Annotated in this window: 11 protein-coding genes; 8 read left to right on the forward strand and 3 right to left on the reverse strand. The window is 39.6% G+C overall.

What is annotated here, in order from left to right:
• Positions 1–14: 14 nt before the first annotated feature.
• Positions 15–1040 (reverse strand): LacI family DNA-binding transcriptional regulator, encoded by a 1026-nt coding sequence (locus tag ACEQ81_RS00865; RefSeq protein ID WP_411028951.1) that lies wholly within the window; start codon positions 1038–1040, stop codon positions 15–17.
• 381 nt (positions 1041–1421) lie between these two features.
• On the opposite strand from ACEQ81_RS00865, the gene ACEQ81_RS00870 reads away from it, so the two are divergent.
• From ACEQ81_RS00870 to ACEQ81_RS00885, 4 genes are all read left to right on the forward strand, one after another.
• Complete coding sequence (locus tag ACEQ81_RS00870; protein ID WP_411028952.1) at positions 1422–4484, forward strand: SusC/RagA family TonB-linked outer membrane protein; 3063 nt, start codon at positions 1422–1424, stop codon at positions 4482–4484.
• Positions 4485–4500: 16 nt separating this feature from the next.
• Complete coding sequence (locus ACEQ81_RS00875) at positions 4501–6051, forward strand: RagB/SusD family nutrient uptake outer membrane protein (protein ID WP_411028953.1); 1551 nt, start codon at positions 4501–4503, stop codon at positions 6049–6051.
• A gap of 149 nt (positions 6052–6200) precedes the next feature.
• Positions 6201–7133 (forward strand): YeiH family protein, encoded by a 933-nt coding sequence (locus ACEQ81_RS00880; protein ID WP_411028954.1) that lies wholly within the window; start codon positions 6201–6203, stop codon positions 7131–7133.
• 53 nt (positions 7134–7186) lie between these two features.
• Positions 7187–8188, forward strand: a complete 1002-nt coding sequence (locus tag ACEQ81_RS00885; protein ID WP_411028955.1) for a LacI family DNA-binding transcriptional regulator — start codon at positions 7187–7189, stop codon at positions 8186–8188.
• 17 nt (positions 8189–8205) lie between these two features.
• On the opposite strand, the gene ACEQ81_RS00890 is transcribed toward ACEQ81_RS00885, so the two are convergent.
• Positions 8206–8748, reverse strand: a complete 543-nt coding sequence (locus ACEQ81_RS00890; protein WP_411028956.1) for an NADPH-dependent FMN reductase — start codon at positions 8746–8748, stop codon at positions 8206–8208.
• A gap of 124 nt (positions 8749–8872) precedes the next feature.
• On the opposite strand from ACEQ81_RS00890, the gene ACEQ81_RS00895 reads away from it, so the two are divergent.
• The 3 genes from ACEQ81_RS00895 (at position 8873) to ACEQ81_RS00905 (ending at position 12650) form a co-directional block, all read left to right on the forward strand.
• Positions 8873–9760 (forward strand): aldo/keto reductase family oxidoreductase, encoded by an 888-nt coding sequence (locus ACEQ81_RS00895; RefSeq protein ID WP_411028957.1) that lies wholly within the window; start codon positions 8873–8875, stop codon positions 9758–9760.
• A gap of 26 nt (positions 9761–9786) precedes the next feature.
• Positions 9787–10944: an LLM class flavin-dependent oxidoreductase gene (locus ACEQ81_RS00900; protein ID WP_411028958.1), complete on the forward strand. Its 1158-nt coding sequence runs from the start codon at positions 9787–9789 to the stop codon at positions 10942–10944.
• Between the two features lie 161 nt (positions 10945–11105).
• A complete protein-coding gene (locus ACEQ81_RS00905; RefSeq protein ID WP_411028959.1) occupies positions 11106–12650 on the forward strand; it encodes an SLC5 family protein in 1545 nt (514 codons plus the stop codon).
• Positions 12651–12773: 123 nt separating this feature from the next.
• Here the strand turns inward: ACEQ81_RS00905 and ACEQ81_RS00910 are convergent, their stop codons facing one another.
• The gene (locus ACEQ81_RS00910; protein WP_411028960.1) at positions 12774–14426 is read right to left on the reverse strand and encodes a solute:sodium symporter family transporter; all 1653 of its coding nucleotides are present in this window, start codon (positions 14424–14426) and stop codon (positions 12774–12776) included.
• Positions 14427–14628: 202 nt separating this feature from the next.
• On the opposite strand from ACEQ81_RS00910, the gene ACEQ81_RS00915 reads away from it, so the two are divergent.
• Positions 14629–17949 (forward strand): VCBS repeat-containing protein, encoded by a 3321-nt coding sequence (locus tag ACEQ81_RS00915; protein ID WP_411028961.1) that lies wholly within the window; start codon positions 14629–14631, stop codon positions 17947–17949.
• Positions 17950–17962 lie beyond the last annotated feature (13 nt).

Raw genomic sequence — 17962 nt, forward strand, 5'->3', positions numbered from 1 at the left:
TAAAATAAGTGTAATCAGTTGATGGTAGATTCCCTTTCCATTAGGGTAGATTTTAGAATCTCCGTTCTATAGGTCTCCTCTTCACTTTCATCTTCTATTTCTACTTTTTCGATAAGCATCTGTGCTGCAATCTCTCCCATACGTTGCCCGTGTTGGGCGATAGCTGTTAAACTTGGGTTGGCGTATTTGGACAATATGCCATCTGTAAAACCAATAAAAGATATGTCTTCCGGGATTCTAAATCCCTTTTTCTGTATTACGCGCATGCTATGAATAGCAAATATTTCGTTCACACAGAGCACGGCATCTACCTCCACACCATCAAAAAAAGTTCTTATTGCATTTTCGTCTATATGCATGTAGGGTAATTTAAGAATAAGCTCATCTTTAACCTCCAGGCCATTTTCCAACAACGCCTGGCAATATCCCTCCATTCTACTCTTACTTACACTGAGATAACTTTCTGTTGTTATCAACGCAATTTTTCTTCTGCCGTTATCTATTAACTTTTTGGTGGCCTCATAAGCACCTTCTTTGTCATTAATTATAACCTTATCGCAAGCCACCTCATCCGTAATACGATCGAATAGTACCAGAGGTATGCCCTGTTCCGTTACCTCCTTCAAATGATTATAGTCGTTCTTCAATTGGGTCTCTGAGGATAATGACATAATAAACCCATCTATACTTCCGTTGGCCAACATTTCCATATTAATCACTTCCTTATCAAAGGATTCATCGGAAAGACATACGATTACGTTGTAACCTTTGGCATTGGCGTACTTTTCTATCCCTGTGATCACTGTTGTGAAAAAATGATGTACGATCTCAGGAATAATTACCCCAATGTTTTTGGTACGCTTATTTTTTAGGCTAATAGCGATGTTGTTGGGCTTGTAATTGTAAAGCTTCGCAAAGGCCTGTATTTTCTCTTTGGTATCCCTGCTTATTTCTTCGCTATTTTTTAGAGCTTTGGACACTGTTGAAATAGAAACCTCTAATTCCCTGGCAATATGTTTGAGTGTTATTTTCCTTTTCAAATTAAAAAAGTTAGTTTAAGGTATCCTGCAAAAATGGAATTTAAGTATTAAAAAAACAACAACGGTAAGTTCCGGTTTTTTTAACAAAAAAATCGTCAATCTTAATTTTGTGATTATTTTGGATCAGGTTTTCTTAAAATAGTATTAAATAAAAAAAGCTATATTTGTTACTAAAATTGTCAATTCCCAAACTTTTTTCGACATATTATAAGGATATCATAATTTAGAGGATAATAGATTAAGGTTCTATTATTTTCCAAAAGTTATTAACACGAAACCGTTTTCGTTGTTCATTAAATCGCAACTCAAAGGAATTTAACATTTTTTTTATATATGTTTAATGCTTGAATTAAAATTAACTAAACTTAAAATTAACTATTTATGAAGATTACGCTACTAAAAAGCTTTGTGCTTTCCGGGGTTTTTCTATGCTTTGGAATTACGCAGGCTCAAGAGGTATCAGGTACGGTTTCCGATGCAAGTGGTCCTTTGCCCGGGGCCAGCGTTGTGGTAAAGGGAACCACAAATGGTACACAAACAGACTTTGATGGTAATTATACCATTAGCGACGTAGGCAGCGATGCTACGTTGGTTGTAAGCTACATTGGCTTTAGTACTCAAGAAATTGCGGTCAACGGCCAAACAACTATCAACGTAACCTTGCAAGAAGATGCAAGTGAGTTGGATGAGGTGGTGGTTGTAGGTTATGGTACACAAACTAGAAGAACAGCCGTTGGTGCCGTAGAAAGCGTTAAGTCGGAAGAGTTTAACAAAGGTGTTATCGTAAACCCGCAACAATTGATCCAAGGTAAAACTGCAGGGGTTCAAATTTCGGCCACTACAGGTGAACCAGGAGCAGCTGTTAACGTTAGGATACGGGGTACGGCTTCTGTAAGATCTAATAACAACCCGCTTTACGTGGTAGATGGTGTGCCTTTGAACGGAGGCGACACTTCCGGTGTTTCTGGAGGTGGTAACACAGATATTGGAACAGGTGCAGCTTTAGATCCATTAAGCTTTTTGAATCCAAATGATATTGCGAGTATCGATATACTAAAAGATGCTTCCGCAACTGCAATTTATGGTTCTCGTGGGGCAAACGGGGTAGTACTTATTACCACTAAAAAAGGTAGGTCAGGTAGAAGCGTATTAGAATTTTCTTCTACTTTTTCAGTGGGCTATATTCCGAACCAATTGGATGTTTTATCTGTAGACCAGTTCCTTGGAGCTCAGGGAGATCTTGGCGGAACAGTAGCTGATTTTGATTTTGGGGCTAGAAACAAGTGGCAAGACGAAATCTACAGAACTTCCTTTACCCAGAACTATAACCTCTCTTACGGAGGTGGTAACGAAGATGGTAACTATAGACTTTCCTTTGGATATCAGGATCAGGAAGGTGAGGTTGAAGATAGTACTTTCGATCGTTTAACGGCACGTTTCAATGCTTCACAGTTTTTCTTCGACGATAAACTGAGACTTACAACACAAGCAACTATCTCCAATATTGAGGCACAAAGACCTCCTATTGCGGATAACCCAAATGCAAGGGGAGATTTATTGGCCACGACGTGGGCATTTAATCCTACACAGCCGATATTCTTAGCTGACGGTAGTTTTAATCAGCCTACCTTTGAAACTCGTAATCCGCTTGCAGTTCTCGGTTTGTCCAGAAACGTTGCAAGTACACTTAGAGCGCTTATAAACGTTGGAGCGGAGTACAGATTTTCGGATAACCTAAAGTTCAATACAAACGTAGGATTGGACAAATCAGCGTCTTCTGCAAATTCAGCAATTAATTCAGCTTTTAATTCAGAGCAAACTCTTGGAATAGGTAGAGCCAACTTCTTTGAAGTTGATTTAACAAATACAACTTGGGAATCTTACTTTAACTATAACAAAAGTTTTGGAGAGGATAATAATGTACTGGATATTACTTTAGGACATTCTTATCAAGAATTTGTTGCGGAAAGTCTTACGATAAACGCAGCAAACTTTAGAACCGCTGATTTGTTTCAAATGGTGAATAACCTGGCTTCTGCTACAACGTTCTCCAATCAATCAGCGCTGACAAGAGATGAACTACAATCATTCTTTTTAAGGACCAATTATTCTCTTAAAGGAAAGTATAATTTTTCTGGGACTATAAGAATTGACGGTTCATCAAGATTTGGTGGTAATAATCAATATGGAACTTTTGGAGCCGTGGGTGCTTCTTGGGCACTATCCGAAGAAGACTGGTTTCCAGAATTTTTCGATACGTTTAGGCTTAGAGCTGCTTATGGGGTAACAGGTAACCAAGAAGGGCTTGGTAATAACCAGTTTACTGCTCGTGAAAGATTCAATGTAGGTAACATAGATCAAACTCCCCCAGCAACTGGTGGTATAGACAATGGAGGTAACTTTAATCCAGGCGGTACCTTATTCGCAGCATTCGACAATCCTGATTTGAAATGGGAGGAAAACGAACAGTTGAATATTGGTGTAGACTTTGCATTTGCCGATAATAAGGTTAGCGGTTCCGTAGAATACTATAGTAGAATTACATCAGGTTTCTTACTGCAAGTGCAAAGTGCGCAACCCGCGGTACAACCTTTTGTTTTCGAAAACGTAGATGGAGAGATAAAGAACTCTGGTGTTGAACTAAATTTAAACGTTACTCCTATAGAAAATGATGATTTCACTTGGGACATCAATTTCAATATAGGGTATAACGACAACACAATCCAGAACTTTACCGGGCAGCCTATTCAAACGGGTGCTATTAACGGTCCTGGATTAACTGGAGCTTTTGCGCAACAATTGGAAAATGGACAACCGCTGTTCAGTTTTTATATGAACGAGTGGGTAGGACTTACACCAGTGGCGGATCCAAACAATATTGGGCCTACTGAAGGGGTGAACATTTTCTTGGATGCCAATAATGAAGAATCTAATGTGGGTACACCGAGGTTTATCGGAGAAAGTGCTTTGCCAGACATTACATTAGGTTTTACACAAAACTTCCGATACAAAAACTGGGATATGAGTATCTTCTTTAACGGTCAGTTCGGACAATCGGTTTATAGCAACAACAGAAATGCGTTCTTCGCTATAGGTAACTTGGCGCAAGGTAGGAATGTAACCACAGATGTTTTACCGTTTGTTGGTAGGGAGAACCCACTTAACATTGCTGAAGTATCTTCAAGATTCTTAGAGGATGCTTCCTTCCTAAGATTGCAAAATGTTAGTATAGGGCACAATGTTCCCGTTTCAGAAACAAGTATCTTCAGCGGGTTTAGAGTTTTTGCCAATGTGCAGAACCTTTTTGTGATTACCGATTACAGTGGACAAGACCCTGAAGTTTCTGTAGATAGAAATTTAAATAACGTACCTTCATTGGGAATAGACTTGACAGCCTTTCCAAGACCTACCACAATTTCTTTAGGCTTTAACGCAAGTTTTTAATATAAAAAAAATAGTAATGATGAGAAAAAAAATGATTACAAATCGATTGGCCCAATACCTTGGACTAGCCACGTTATTCCTGGTAGGGCAAGCATGTACGGATTTGGAGCCGCCTTTACAAGACTCCGTTTCCGTTGAATCTTCGGAGGGTACTTTTGGTGGTGTTACCAGTACTACCAACTCTTTGGAAGCACTCTACAATAACATTGAAAACCTTAATGGTCAAAACAACGAGTATGCGTTGATGGAGGTGACTGCGGATAACGTAGCGGTTTTGACTAGAGGGGCTGACTGGGGTGATAATGGTGTTTGGAGACAACTTCATAACCATACTTGGAATGCAACACAACTTTATGTGTTGAATTCTTGGAATAACAGAAACTCCCAGATCTTGGCTGCAACCCAATTATTGGATCCTGCATCCGGTGCTGATGATATCATTACCGCACAGGCAGAAGTTATTAGAGCCATTAACATGTTTATGGTACTAAATTTCTTTGGTCAGGTTCCTTTTAGAGGTGTAAACGAAGGTGTAGATGTTGATCCTACCGTTCTAAGCGCACAGGAAGCATTTGATGCCGTAATTCTAGATTTAAATAATGCCATATCTAGTGGTAATCTTCATACTGATGGTCCGGATGGTGATCTTTTTACCATTGGTGAGGCCGCAGCGCGCTTCATTAGGGCCAAGGTGAATTTAAATTCTGCCAGTATCCTAGGAGCAGCTCCTGCAGGTGCCATGGATGCGGTAATTGCCGATGTAAATGCTATTGAGGCCTTAGGATTTAGCTTAGATCCTGGGACTGGCCCCAATGCCTATTTCGATATATGGGACTTGTCCGTTGGAAACGATGAAGTTATAATGGCGTTGGACGTAGGTACCGGTCAAAGGGTATTTAATATGATTCACCCGAACCAAACGGGATGGAATGGTTTTGTTACCCTTACCGAAACATTTAGATTACACGGTACTAGCGACGTAAATGAAGATGCTCGTTTAGGTTTAGCCGGTCCTGATTTTAACGGATTGTCTACGGGTTATTTAAGAGGCCAGCAATTGAATGGCAGTGGCGATATGCTCTTTGACAGACAAGGTGCGCCGCTGGTTTATGAAGATGAGTTGTTGACCAGTTTAGAGATTAATAATGAGCGTAATGGTATACGTATCGTTAAGTATCCTCAGAGAGGGGGAGATGGTTTCCCTGATCCATCCAATGATTTTATTTTCACAAGATTTGCGGAAGCACTGCTTATGCGTGCCGAGGCAGAACTTAGAGGAGGTTCCGGATCAACTTCAAGTGCATTGGCAGATGTAAATGCCATTAGAACACGAGCTGGTGTTGCTACCCTTGGTTCCTTAAGTTTAGAACAAATGAAGGATGAAATCACCAAGGAAATGAATTCTGAAGCCAATATTGCCGGGAATAGAGCCGTGCAAATCCGCTTTGGAACGTTCGCGGACACTTGGGAGATGAAAGATATACAGGACGAGTTTAGAAAATTATTCCCTATTCCTGCTACTGCCTTGGGTTCAAATCCAAATTTGGTACAAAACGAAGGATACTAGTTTAAGATAAAGTTTAAGTTTTAAATGAGAGGAGAGGGCAATTGCCCTCTCTTTTTTGTTTTAGAAACTAGTCCATGTTATTGGAGAGCGTTTTTTTAATCAATAATGTAAACGTTTACATTATTTATTCTTAAATTCGCCGAATAACTATGCTTTCAAAACCAGCATCATACATTTTAGCCGCTCTAGTATTACTAGGCACCCTTTTGGGATATATATCCCCTGCCATTGCCTTATCTATAGGTATGGTAAACGGAATATTTCAAACCGTGGATAAAGAGCTGGTTCAGCAAAATGTGGGGTTTCAAAAAACCTTACTTCAGTTGTCCGTGGTAGGTCTGGGTTTTGGTATTCATATTCAAGAAGCCCTTGTAATGGGTTCCAATAGCTTTTTTGTAAGCCTTATTGCAATAGTCTTTACTTTTATCATTGCGTTTACCATTGCAAAGATTGCTAAGGCCGAAAAAATAACTACCATTTTGGTCGCCTCTGGAACTGCCATTTGTGGAGGTAGTGCTATTGCTGCCGTAAGCCCAAGTTTAAAAGCCAGTTCTTATCAGACATCCATTGCCTTGGCCATTGTATTTCTTTTAAATGCCATAGCTCTTTTTATTTTCCCAACAATAGGCCACTTCTTCGATTTAAATCAAGGGCAGTTTGGACTTTGGTGCGCCATAGCCATACACGATACAAGCTCCGTAGTTGGGGCCAGCGAATTGTTTGGCGAAGAATCTTTGGCTATCGCTACCACAACAAAACTGGTAAGGACCCTATGGATCATTCCTCTAGTGCTGATCATTTCTTTTGGCTCCCAATCCAAGGACAAGTTTGCTTTCCCATGGTTTATTCTGGGTTTTTTACTGGCCATGATTTTGTCGTCTTATGTTCCACAAATGGAAGCAGTAAGTGAGAAAATTGTATGGTTGTCTAGAAAATTGCTGATTTTTACTTTATTCCTAATCGGACTTCAAATCAATATAGCACAACTTAAAAAACTTGGTTTCAACATTTTGATCGTAGGGGTTTTAACCTGGTTGATTTTAGCTGTTGTTTCCCTTTCCTATATCGTAAATTATACTTAGCATAAGGAAAAGTATCATCGGGTTACAAGAAAAGTACCTAATTTTACCATACTATGGCAGGAATAAAGGACATCGCCAAAATAACAGGTCTATCGGTCGCAACCATATCCAGGGTATTCAATGATAGCCCCTTGGTTTCTCAGAAGACCAAAACAAAGGTACTACAAACTGCCAGGGAACTAGACTACCAGCCCAATATGATGGCGGCAGCGTTGCGAAGCGGCAAGAGTAAAATTATTGGCGTCATAGTCCCTGAAGTAAACAACAATTTCTTTAGCAGTATTATCAACGGAATTGAACAAAAAGTAAGTGATTTGGGATACAACATCATTATTTCCCAGTCGCACGAATCCGAAAAAAATGAAAGCGCTGCCTTGCAATCCTTTGCACAACTTAATACTGATGGTGTATTGATGTCCCTTTCCAAGGAAACTACGGACTTTTCCCAAATCCGGAAATTGATAAGAGGTAAAATACCCATAGTGTTTTTTGATAGGGCCCCGGAAATAGAACAAGTAAATTCGGTGGTCCTCGATGATTATCAAGGAGCTTTTTTAGCAACGCAGCATCTTATTGATCAAGGATGCAAACACATCGTACATATCGCAGGAGATGTTAACGTATCTATTTTTAATGAACGTAGGCTGGGTTTTAGTGGAGCAATGAAAAAAAATGGAATTACCTGTAACAAAAAAAACATTATTGAACTGTATTGGAACATCCAAGCGGATAAAACTTTACTAAAAGAGTATCTAGCGCAAAACAAATCCACGGATGGTATTTTTGTTTTTGGCGATGAGGGTTGTCTGTATGTAATGAATATCCTAAAAGAGTTGGGTGTAGACATACCGGGACAGATAAAATTAATTGGTTTTGGTAATGCAGATTATAGTGCCTTCGTAAATCCTGCAATAAGTACTATAGACCAAAAATGTGCAGAGATGGGACTTTGGGCGGCCGAAATATTGCTCAAAAATCTAGGGAGCGATCAAGCTACTTTTTCCAAACGCGTATTGTCTCCGGAACTAATCGTTAGAGATTCCACTAGAAAGTAATAACAAGACGTAAGAATTTAGAACCCTAAAAACTGATCAATTTGTTTTTGAAGGCTTTTCATGGCATCCTCGCTTAGGGTATTGCTCTCCTTACTTAGTTCTTTGTAAATAGAGGAAATGGGGTTTTTGTTAGGATGAACGTACATTCCTAAATGATTTAAAACATCCGCCAAATGATCCATTCCTCTTAAATTTCCTGCCCTACCCGATGCAATACCGGTTATACACGCTTTTTTACCCCCAAAACTAATGTCGTAATCCCTCACTGACATAGAATCCAAAATCAATTTTAGTATTCCCGGATAACTGCCGTTATATTCCGGAACAAAGAACCAAAGCTTTGTAGAGGGTATAAAATAGGTGTCCTGTACATATCTAATAATCTCAGGTTGTTCAGAATCCTTATACATGGTTTCGCTCACCATATTAGTGTCTAAATCGGACAAATCCAGAAAACGAACCTCGGTTTCTACCTGCTCGGATAATCTGTCGCACACGTGCTTCGCAAAATGTACGGTCTTATTGTTTTTTCTGTTGGATCCGGAAATAATAGTTATCATTTTGTCCTCTAATTCTTGTATTCGGTAAAAGAAGGATAAAATTAATAAAATTTTTAATGTAAACGTTTACATTTTTTGTTTTTTTGCATATATTTGATGGAAGTCATTTGAAATTACCGAAAAAATGCTTAACAAAGAAAATATATCTCCCTATATCATAGGCACTATGCGGTTGGGATCTTGGGGCAACAAGCTTTCGACCAAGGCATATGAAAAATTCATTGAGCAATCTTTGGATTTAGGCCTCATGGATTTTGATCATGCGGATATCTATGGGGACTACACTACTGAAGGTGACTTTGGAGCGGTCCTAAAGAACAGATCGGATTTAAGGCAAAAGATGCGGATCATTACAAAATGTGGCATAAAAATGATGGCTCCGCAACGTCCAGACCATAAGTTAAAATCCTATGACCTCAGCAAAGGTCACATTTTGGATTCTGTGGAAAATTCGTTGAAAAACCTGCATACAGATTACATAGACCTTTTACTATTACATAGACCAGATTATTTGCTAAACCCCCACGAAATAGCGGAGACATTTGAAAAATTGAAAAAAGAGGGAAAAGTGAAACATTTTGGTGTTTCCAATTTTACGACCTCACAATTCAACCTTCTAAACACTTTTACACCATTAGTTACCAATCAAATAGAGGTTTCCGTATTACATAGGAATGCTTTTGCCGATGGTACGTTAGACCAATGCCTTCAACTGAATACAATTCCCATGGCCTGGTCCCCATTGGGTGGAGGATCCTTATTCCAAAAATCGGATAAAAGCAATGTTAAAGCAATACAGAAAACACTGGGCCAACTTGCCGACAAATACAATTTGGCCATAGACCAAATGCTTTACGTTTGGTTGCGCAAGCATCCATCGGGTATTATACCTGTGTTGGGCACCTCAAAGATTGAACGAATAGAAGCGGCATGTGAAGCGCTCAAAACAACTATTACTCACGAAGAATGGTACATGCTTTGGCAAGCTGCCATTGGAAAAGAAATTGATTAACAACAGCAATAAAAAGAAATTTTAAAATGGATACAAGCAAAATAACAATAAGATCACCACATTTAGAAGGCGCCGAAGTGTCTTGGTTTGCCCCTATTTGTAATGGGGACGATCGCTATTTAGGTGAAAGGGACATGGCTTATAAAAGTACATTTGAAAATGCTTCTCAAATTTTATTGACAGCAGATAAAAATGGGTTTCGCAACATTCTTTGCCCCTCATCCTATCAGGTAGGACAGGACACATTGCCATTTGCGGCGGCTGTGGCCCCAATGACCGAACAGATTAATTTATTGGCTGCCATACGATGTGGTGAAATTCATCCTCCCATGTTGGCAAGAACCTTGGCTACTATAGATCATATTTTAAAGGGAAGGTTTACAATAAATATCATATCCTCAAATCTCCCGGGAGAAGACTTATCCTCAGAGGATAGATACCAACGTTCCAGAGAAGTGATAGAAATTCTAAAGCAGGCATGGACACAAGACGAGATAGATTTCCAAGGAAAGTTTTATAATATGAAACTACCATCCCTGCCCACCAAAACCTATCAAAAAGATGGTCCGTTACTCTATTTTGGAGGATATTCCCCCGCAGCTGTAGACCTATGTGCCGAACATTGTGATGTATACCTTATGTGGCCAGAAACCGAAGGCAACCTAAAAACCTTGATGGAGAATATGAGCGCCAAAGCTGCATCATATGGCCGTAAAGTAGATTTTGGGCTAAGGGTTCACGTGGTGGTAAGGGAAACTGAGGAAGAGGCAAGAGCTTATGCCGATAGTATTATTTCCAAATTGGGTGTTGAACAGGGAATAGAAATGAGGGAGCGTGCCTTGGATGCCAAATCCTATGGTGTTAGCAGGCAAGCCCAAATGCGCGAAATTTCCAAGGACGACGGTTATGTAGAACCAAATATGTGGACGGGTATTGGTAAAGGGAGATCTGGTTGCGGGGCTGCGCTTGTTGGCACTCCTGACCAAATTGTAGAAAAATTAAACAGATATATGGACATGGGCATCCGAGCCTTTATTTTCTCTGGGTATCCCCATAAAGAAGAATGTGAGCGCTTTGCCAAATTGGTTTTGCCAAAGCTTAAAACCTTTTCCATGCCCATTGCACAAGGTAAAGTTTCTGAGGAAGTACCTATGTCTCCCTTAGCAGCAGGAATTAGGGTTTAAACGCTGGTTTTTTGCGGACAAAACCTTATATTACAATACTATATAGACCAACCATAACTACCAAATGACCAAAGCAGAGCAATTGTGATCTGGTGTTTTATGCGTTGCCCTAAATTTAGATTTTAACCTAGGGAAATAGACTAACTTAAATAGAATACTTCATGATCGATTTACTTATTGTCTGCGCATACTTTATTATTGTTTTTGTAACTGCAATAACCGGAAAAACCTCAAAAGAAGCTACCACAGAAGAGTATTTCTTAAGTTCTAGAAACTTACGCTGGCCCTCTATAGCCTTTTCTACTATTGCAACCAATGTGCAAGGATATCAGTTTTTGGGTTTTATGGGATCTGCCTACCTATATGGTTTGGCCCAGGCAAATTTTGAAATAAATGCCATTCAGGGACTCTTTCTGGCAGCTTTCATATTTGTACCCATGTATTTTAGGGAGCGTATAATTACCATTACCCAATTCATAAAGACACGTTTGGGAAGTACTGTGGCCTTATTGTACTCGGCCACAAACATTCTGCTTTTTTCTACCATTACCTTGGGTGCCGCATTGTTCTGGGGCGCCTATTCCGTTGATATTGTATTTGCCGATTATTTAACTTTTATCCATGAAGACCGCTTAATCAGAATTGCTATTTTAATTGTTTTTTTAGGGCTTTTCTCGGCTACCTATACTTATTTTGGAGGATTGGCGGCGGTAGTGCGTACCGATGTTATTCAGTTTGCCATATTACTTTCTGGCGGTATCGTGGTTATGTTGATTGCCATACATCATCTTGGCGGCTGGTCTCAATTGTATACCAAGACCGGCGATTTAATGCATCTTCATTTACCTGCAGATCACGATAAACTTCCTTGGATTCATATCTTCGGAGCTTTTTTATTGAACATTAATTATTGGTGTGCAAATCAGTCCGTAGTGCAGCGTTCCTTAGCTGCCAGAAGCCTTAAGGATGTACAGATAGGACTTATGGTAGGTGGTTTGATGAAGTATTTTATGGCCGCTATAATAATCCTTCCCGGAATTGCCCTAGTTGGTATTTTAGGTGATGGAGGGCTTGCCGATCCGGATTCTGCCTTCCCTTACCTCGTAAATACTTACTTGCCAGTTGGTCTAAAAGGACTTATCCTATGCGCCTTGTTCGCTTCGTTGATGAGTACCGTGGATTCTACCTTTAACTCCTTGGCCACGCTTTGGTCTATTGATATTTATAAGCCATACATAAATAAAACCGCCACCGATCAGCAAGTAGTTAAGTCTGGTAAAAAAGCTATTCTAATTTCCTTTATCTCGGGTGTTCTGATAGGTGTGGTATTGTTATACATAAAATTTCAGGATTCCGGTGCGGCATTTACGCATACGTTAAACGAAATACGTTATTACATAAACAGTGGAATAGTGGTATTGATATGTGCCGCAGCCTTCTTGATGGCGCCCAAACATAAACTGGCTGTTTTTGCCTTCATCTTTACCGTACCCCTACAATTTGGGATTACTTATTTCTTCCCAGAAATGAATTACTTTGTAAGAGCCATGTGGGTAATCATTATTGGATTTACAATTATCCTAGTAGGGTCTAAAGGAGGGTTCATTAAAGACAAGCTGTATTTTGAACCTGCCACCCCTACAATGGCAAAAGTAGGGTTTGGGATGCTGTTATCGCTGGTAGCGCTGCATATTATATTCCATTAAAAGTCACAAGAAAGATTGTCTGTTAGACATTTCTTGCACTCATAAAATTAGACATTACAAAAAGGGAGAACCTATACGGTTCTCCCTTTTACTTGCTTTAAAAATTAATCTTTGATTCTTTGATTACTGGGCAAAATAGATATAAATGCCTATTACTATTAAACAAATAGAAATAGATACTTGTTTCACATATTTATAGGGAACAATATCTACCTGCTTCGTGTATTCTTGCACATAGGCTTCTTCTCTAGGGATTATCTTTCCGATGACTAACATAATAACCACATTTAAAACAAATAGTATTGCCATTACATGTAAAAAGTGAGGGTAAGCATCCGCCTCTATTTGGGTCAAAACAGTTTCATCAACAATACCGTTGGCCTTTGCATTATCCAAGGCATTTCCCACGAAATGGGGTTTTAAGAAAAACTGGCTGATAATGTAAAGGAGAGAGCCCGAAATTATTCCGATTTTTGCTGCAATTGCCGGCACCTTTTTGGTAAGGTAACCTACTACAATTATGGTTAGAATAGGAATACTATATATGCCGTTTACCTCCTGAAGATACGCAAAAAGACTTCCTGCATTCGCTATTAACGGCGCTATGAACATGGCTGCCAACGCCAAGACAATACCAAACATCTTCCCATACTTCACCACAGTCCTTTCCGGGGCTTCTTTATTAATATGTTGCTTGTAAATGTCTATTCCAAACAGTGTAACGGAACTATTTAGCACACTATTAAAAGAACTAAGAATTGCGCCAAAAAGTACAGCCGCAAAAAATCCGATCAGATATTCTGGCAGCACTTTGTTTACCAACGCCGGATAGGCCTGATCTGGCACCTCTAAGTTTCCTTCGAACATATGGTATGCAATAATACCCGGAAGTACTACGATAAGCGGACCAAGGATTTTTATGAAGGAGCCTAAAAGCAATCCTTTCTGACCCTCTTTTAGGTTTTTGGCGCCAAGGGCTCTTTGAATAATTTGTTGGTTGGTACCCCAATAGAACAACTGCACCAGCATCATTCCCGTAAATATAGTGCCAAAGGGTACCGAAGCGGTACTACCTCCAATTGAATCAAATTTTTCTGGGTTGTTATCATACAATACATCGATCCCAGCAAAAAGACTACCATCCCCAATAGCGACAAGCCCAAAAATAGGTATAAGAATACCACCGATCAACAAGCCTATGGCATTAATACTATCCGATACTGCCACGGCCTTAAGGCCACCAAATACGGCATATATGGACCCAATAATGCCAATACCCCATACACATAATTTTAATGCCATGGTATCGGAAACTCCCAAAAGCGATGGCACATCGAACATAGTACTGATCGCCAAAGAACCGGAATAGAGAATTATCGGTAAAAGTACAACCACATAACCGGTTAAAAACAAAACCGAAGTAATGGTTTTTGTACTGGTATCGTACCTATCCTGTAAAAACTGTGGTACCGTGGTTATCCCACTCTTAAGATATCTCGGCAGCAAAAAAACGGCTGTAACCACCATGGCTATTGCCGCCAAGGTCTCCCATGCCATCACAAGTATCCCTTCTGTATAGGCCTGCCCGTTTAACCCTACGATTTGTTCGGTAGATAAATTGGTTAACAACAACGATCCGGCAATTACACCTGCAGTAAGACTTCGACCTCCCAAAAAATATCCATCGGACGATCCTTCATCGGTTTTTCTTGTAGCCAAGTAAGCTATGACCCCTACCAAAATGGTGAAGCCTAAAAAAGATAATATTCCTAACATTTTAGTTTGTTGGTTTGATTATACCCCTAAATATATTGGATTATTTACAAAAACATCCCAACGAAACAAATAATATCACAAAATCATGCACACTTCATCCAATAATTCAAAAAAGTATTTGTCAGCACCCCAAAATATTAACTATTATCAACTTCTTTGTTCCTATAAGAATACTTATATTGCCGGCCTATTTTTGGCAGATATGAAAAGGAATTTAGGGCTCTTTTTAGCAACATGTATGCTGGTTTCCGCCTGTTCAAAGGTGGAAGAAAAACGCTTTAAGAAAGTACCTGTTTCCGTATCCCATATTTCGTTCAAAAATGAACTTAAGGACACCCCTCAACTAAACATACTTACCTATCTTTATTATTATAACGGTGCGGGCGTTGCCTCGGCAGATTTTAACAATGATGGGTTGGTAGATTTATATTTTACATCCAATCAAGGGGAAGACAAACTCTATCTGAACAAAGGAAACCTAAGTTTTGAAGATGTTACCCAAAAAGCGAATATCAGTAATGTGGGAAATTGGACCACTGGGGTTACCCATGTTGATATTAACAACGACGGATTGTTAGATATCTATGTCTGCAGGGTTGGTAATTATAGAGGGCTAAAAGGGAGGAACTTGCTCTATGTGAATCAGGGAGTGGATTCATTGGGCATCCCTTCTTTTAAGGAAGATGCGTTGTCTTACGGGCTTGGATTCTCGGGGTTTTCTACCCAAGCCAGTTTTTTCGATTACGACTTGGACGGAGATTTGGATATGTACCTTATGAACCACTCCGTACACCCCAACCGTACTTATGGGAAAGGTTCCCAAAGATCGGTAGTAGATTCGCTTTCGGGAGATCGTATGTATAGAAACAATGGAAACCATTTCACTGATGTTTCTTCCGAAACAGGAATATTTCAGGGTAAATCCGGTTATGGTCTTGGATTGGCCATAAGCGACCTCAACAATGATGGATATCCTGATATCTATATTGGAAATGACTTTTTTGAAAACGATTATCTATATATAAACCAACAAGACGGTACTTTTAAAGAACATATTTCGAGCAACGAAAAGAGCCTGGGACATACGACCCATTTCTCCATGGGCAACGACATTGCAGATATCAACAATGATGGCCTAACGGATATCGTTTCCTTGGACATGTTACCCGAAGATTTGGAAACCTATAAAACATCTGGGTTGGAATATGCCTATCCTACCTACCTGTATTATCTCAAAAATGGATACGCCCCCCAATTTATGCAAAACACACTGCATTTAAATTTGGGGAACAACAATTTTAGCGAAATTGGTAATCTTAGCGGTATTTCTGCCACAGAATGGTCTTGGGGCAGCTTATTGGCCGACTATGACAACGACGGGCATAAAGACCTGTATGTTTCCAATGGCATTAAAGGAGCAACCAATGATATGGATTTTATCAATTTTATAGCCAATGATAACATTCAAAAAAGAATAGATCAAGGAATGGCCAAAGAGGATATGGCCTTTATAGATGAGATGCCCGAAAAAAAAGTTCCCAACTATTTTTTCAGAAATAACGGCGACCTAACTTTTACCAATGTAACAGAAGCGTGGTTCGGCAAAGAAAATTCATTTAGCAACGGCTGTATCTATGCAGACCTGGACAATGATGGAGATTTGGATCTGGTAGTAAACAATATCAACGAGGAGGCCTATATTTTACAAAACACATCGGTTACCAAGGAAAAGGCCAATTTTTTAAAAATCAATTTTAAAGGAGCCCAAGACAATCTTTTTGGAGTAGGCACCAAAATAATCGGCTACCAAAAGAGCAACATTATAGCCCAAGAACATTTTAACACCAGGGGATACCTGTCCGCAGTTTCCAATACCGTGCATATGGGGATTGGAAAAGATTCCATATTAGATTCCTTAAAGATAGTTTGGCCAGGAGGAAGATATCAAACCCTTAAATCCGTACCTGCCGGTATGTTGACGGCTTCTTTTAAAAATGCACAGGGAGATTTCTACCGGATGACAAAAACAGGGGAAGAATCCTTTCTAGCGCAACAAGACAGCCTTGTCCCTTTTGAGCATATAGAACCCGAAACCGTAGAATTTGGGAGAGACCCATTAATTCCGTTTGCAAACTCCAATAACGGACCTGCCATTTCGGTTGAGGATTTTAACGGTGATGGCCTCGATGATGTTTTTATAAGTGGTGCAAAAAAACAAGCCTCTTCCCTATTTATACAAAATGCTTCCGGTTCCTTTAAGAGTGTACAAGAAGAAATTCTGAAAGAAGATGCCATGAGCGAGGATGTTTCCCATGTGTTCTTTGATGCCAATGCGGATGGCAAAAAAGATCTATTGGTTGTAAGTGGGGGCAATGAGTTTAAAACGTCGGAAAGATTACAACCCAGGCTTTATCTAAACTTTGCTGGTAGTTTGCAAAAGGATAAAAATCAATTTGCCGGGATTGCGGTAAACGCCTCCAAAGTAGTTGCCGTAGATTACGACAACGACGGGGATATGGACATTACAATCAGCTCAGATCAAATCCCCTGGCAATTTGGAAGAACACCCCAACAATACATTTTTAGCAATGACAGTACCGGTAACTTTACCGACGTTACCCCAGAGATAGCAAAGGAGTTTCAGACTATTGGAAATGTAAAGGATGTTGTTTGGACAGATTTGGATAATAACGGATATAAAGACCTTATTGCAGTGGGTCACTGGATGCCCATATCTATATTTATGAATAACGGACAGCAGCTAGTCCCCGCAAAGGAAAACGGTTTAGGAAATACAGCTGGTTGGTGGAACACATTATCCGCGGACGACTTTGATAAGGACGGAGACGTGGATTTTGTAGTGGGCAATTGGGGCTATAACAGCAAATTTAAGGCTTCAAAAGAAAAGCCTATAAGACTGTACAGTTTTGATTTTGATGATAATGGAACAGTAGAACCTCTGGTTACCTATTATCACAAGGACAAGGAAACGCCTTTTGCCTCTAAGGATGAACTGGTAAAACAGATGCCATTCTTAAACAAGAAGTTCTTATCCTACGCAAGCTTCGCGAAGGCCGATATTGAGAGTTTGTTTTCTGTCGAAAAATTAAAACGTGCTTACAAAAAAGAAATCTACGAGCTTGGCAGTTGCTACTTTGAAAACGACGGCAAAAATAACTTTAAACTACGCGCACTACCCAATATGGCCCAAATATCTACCGTTTACGATATTCTTGTGGATGATTTTAACAGTGACGGATTTAATGATCTGTTCTTGGTGGGTAATAATTATGAAATTAGTACCCAGTTGGGTAGGATGGATGCATCCCATGGTTTAATTTTACAGTTTGATAAAGAACAGGGTTTTAACAACATACAGCATCAAAATCTAGATGTTTCGGGCCCGGCAAGAACTATAAAAAAAATACAAGTAGATAGTACCGAATATGTTATCATCGGAATAAACAACCACCCCCTTATCTTTTTACAAAAACAACCTCCGTATGTTAAGGGTGAGCACTAATAGTGTACTAAAA

It is taken from the genome of Spongiimicrobium sp. 3-5 (assembly GCF_046557915.1).
Taxonomy (GTDB): domain Bacteria; phylum Bacteroidota; class Bacteroidia; order Flavobacteriales; family Flavobacteriaceae; genus JBHEBG01.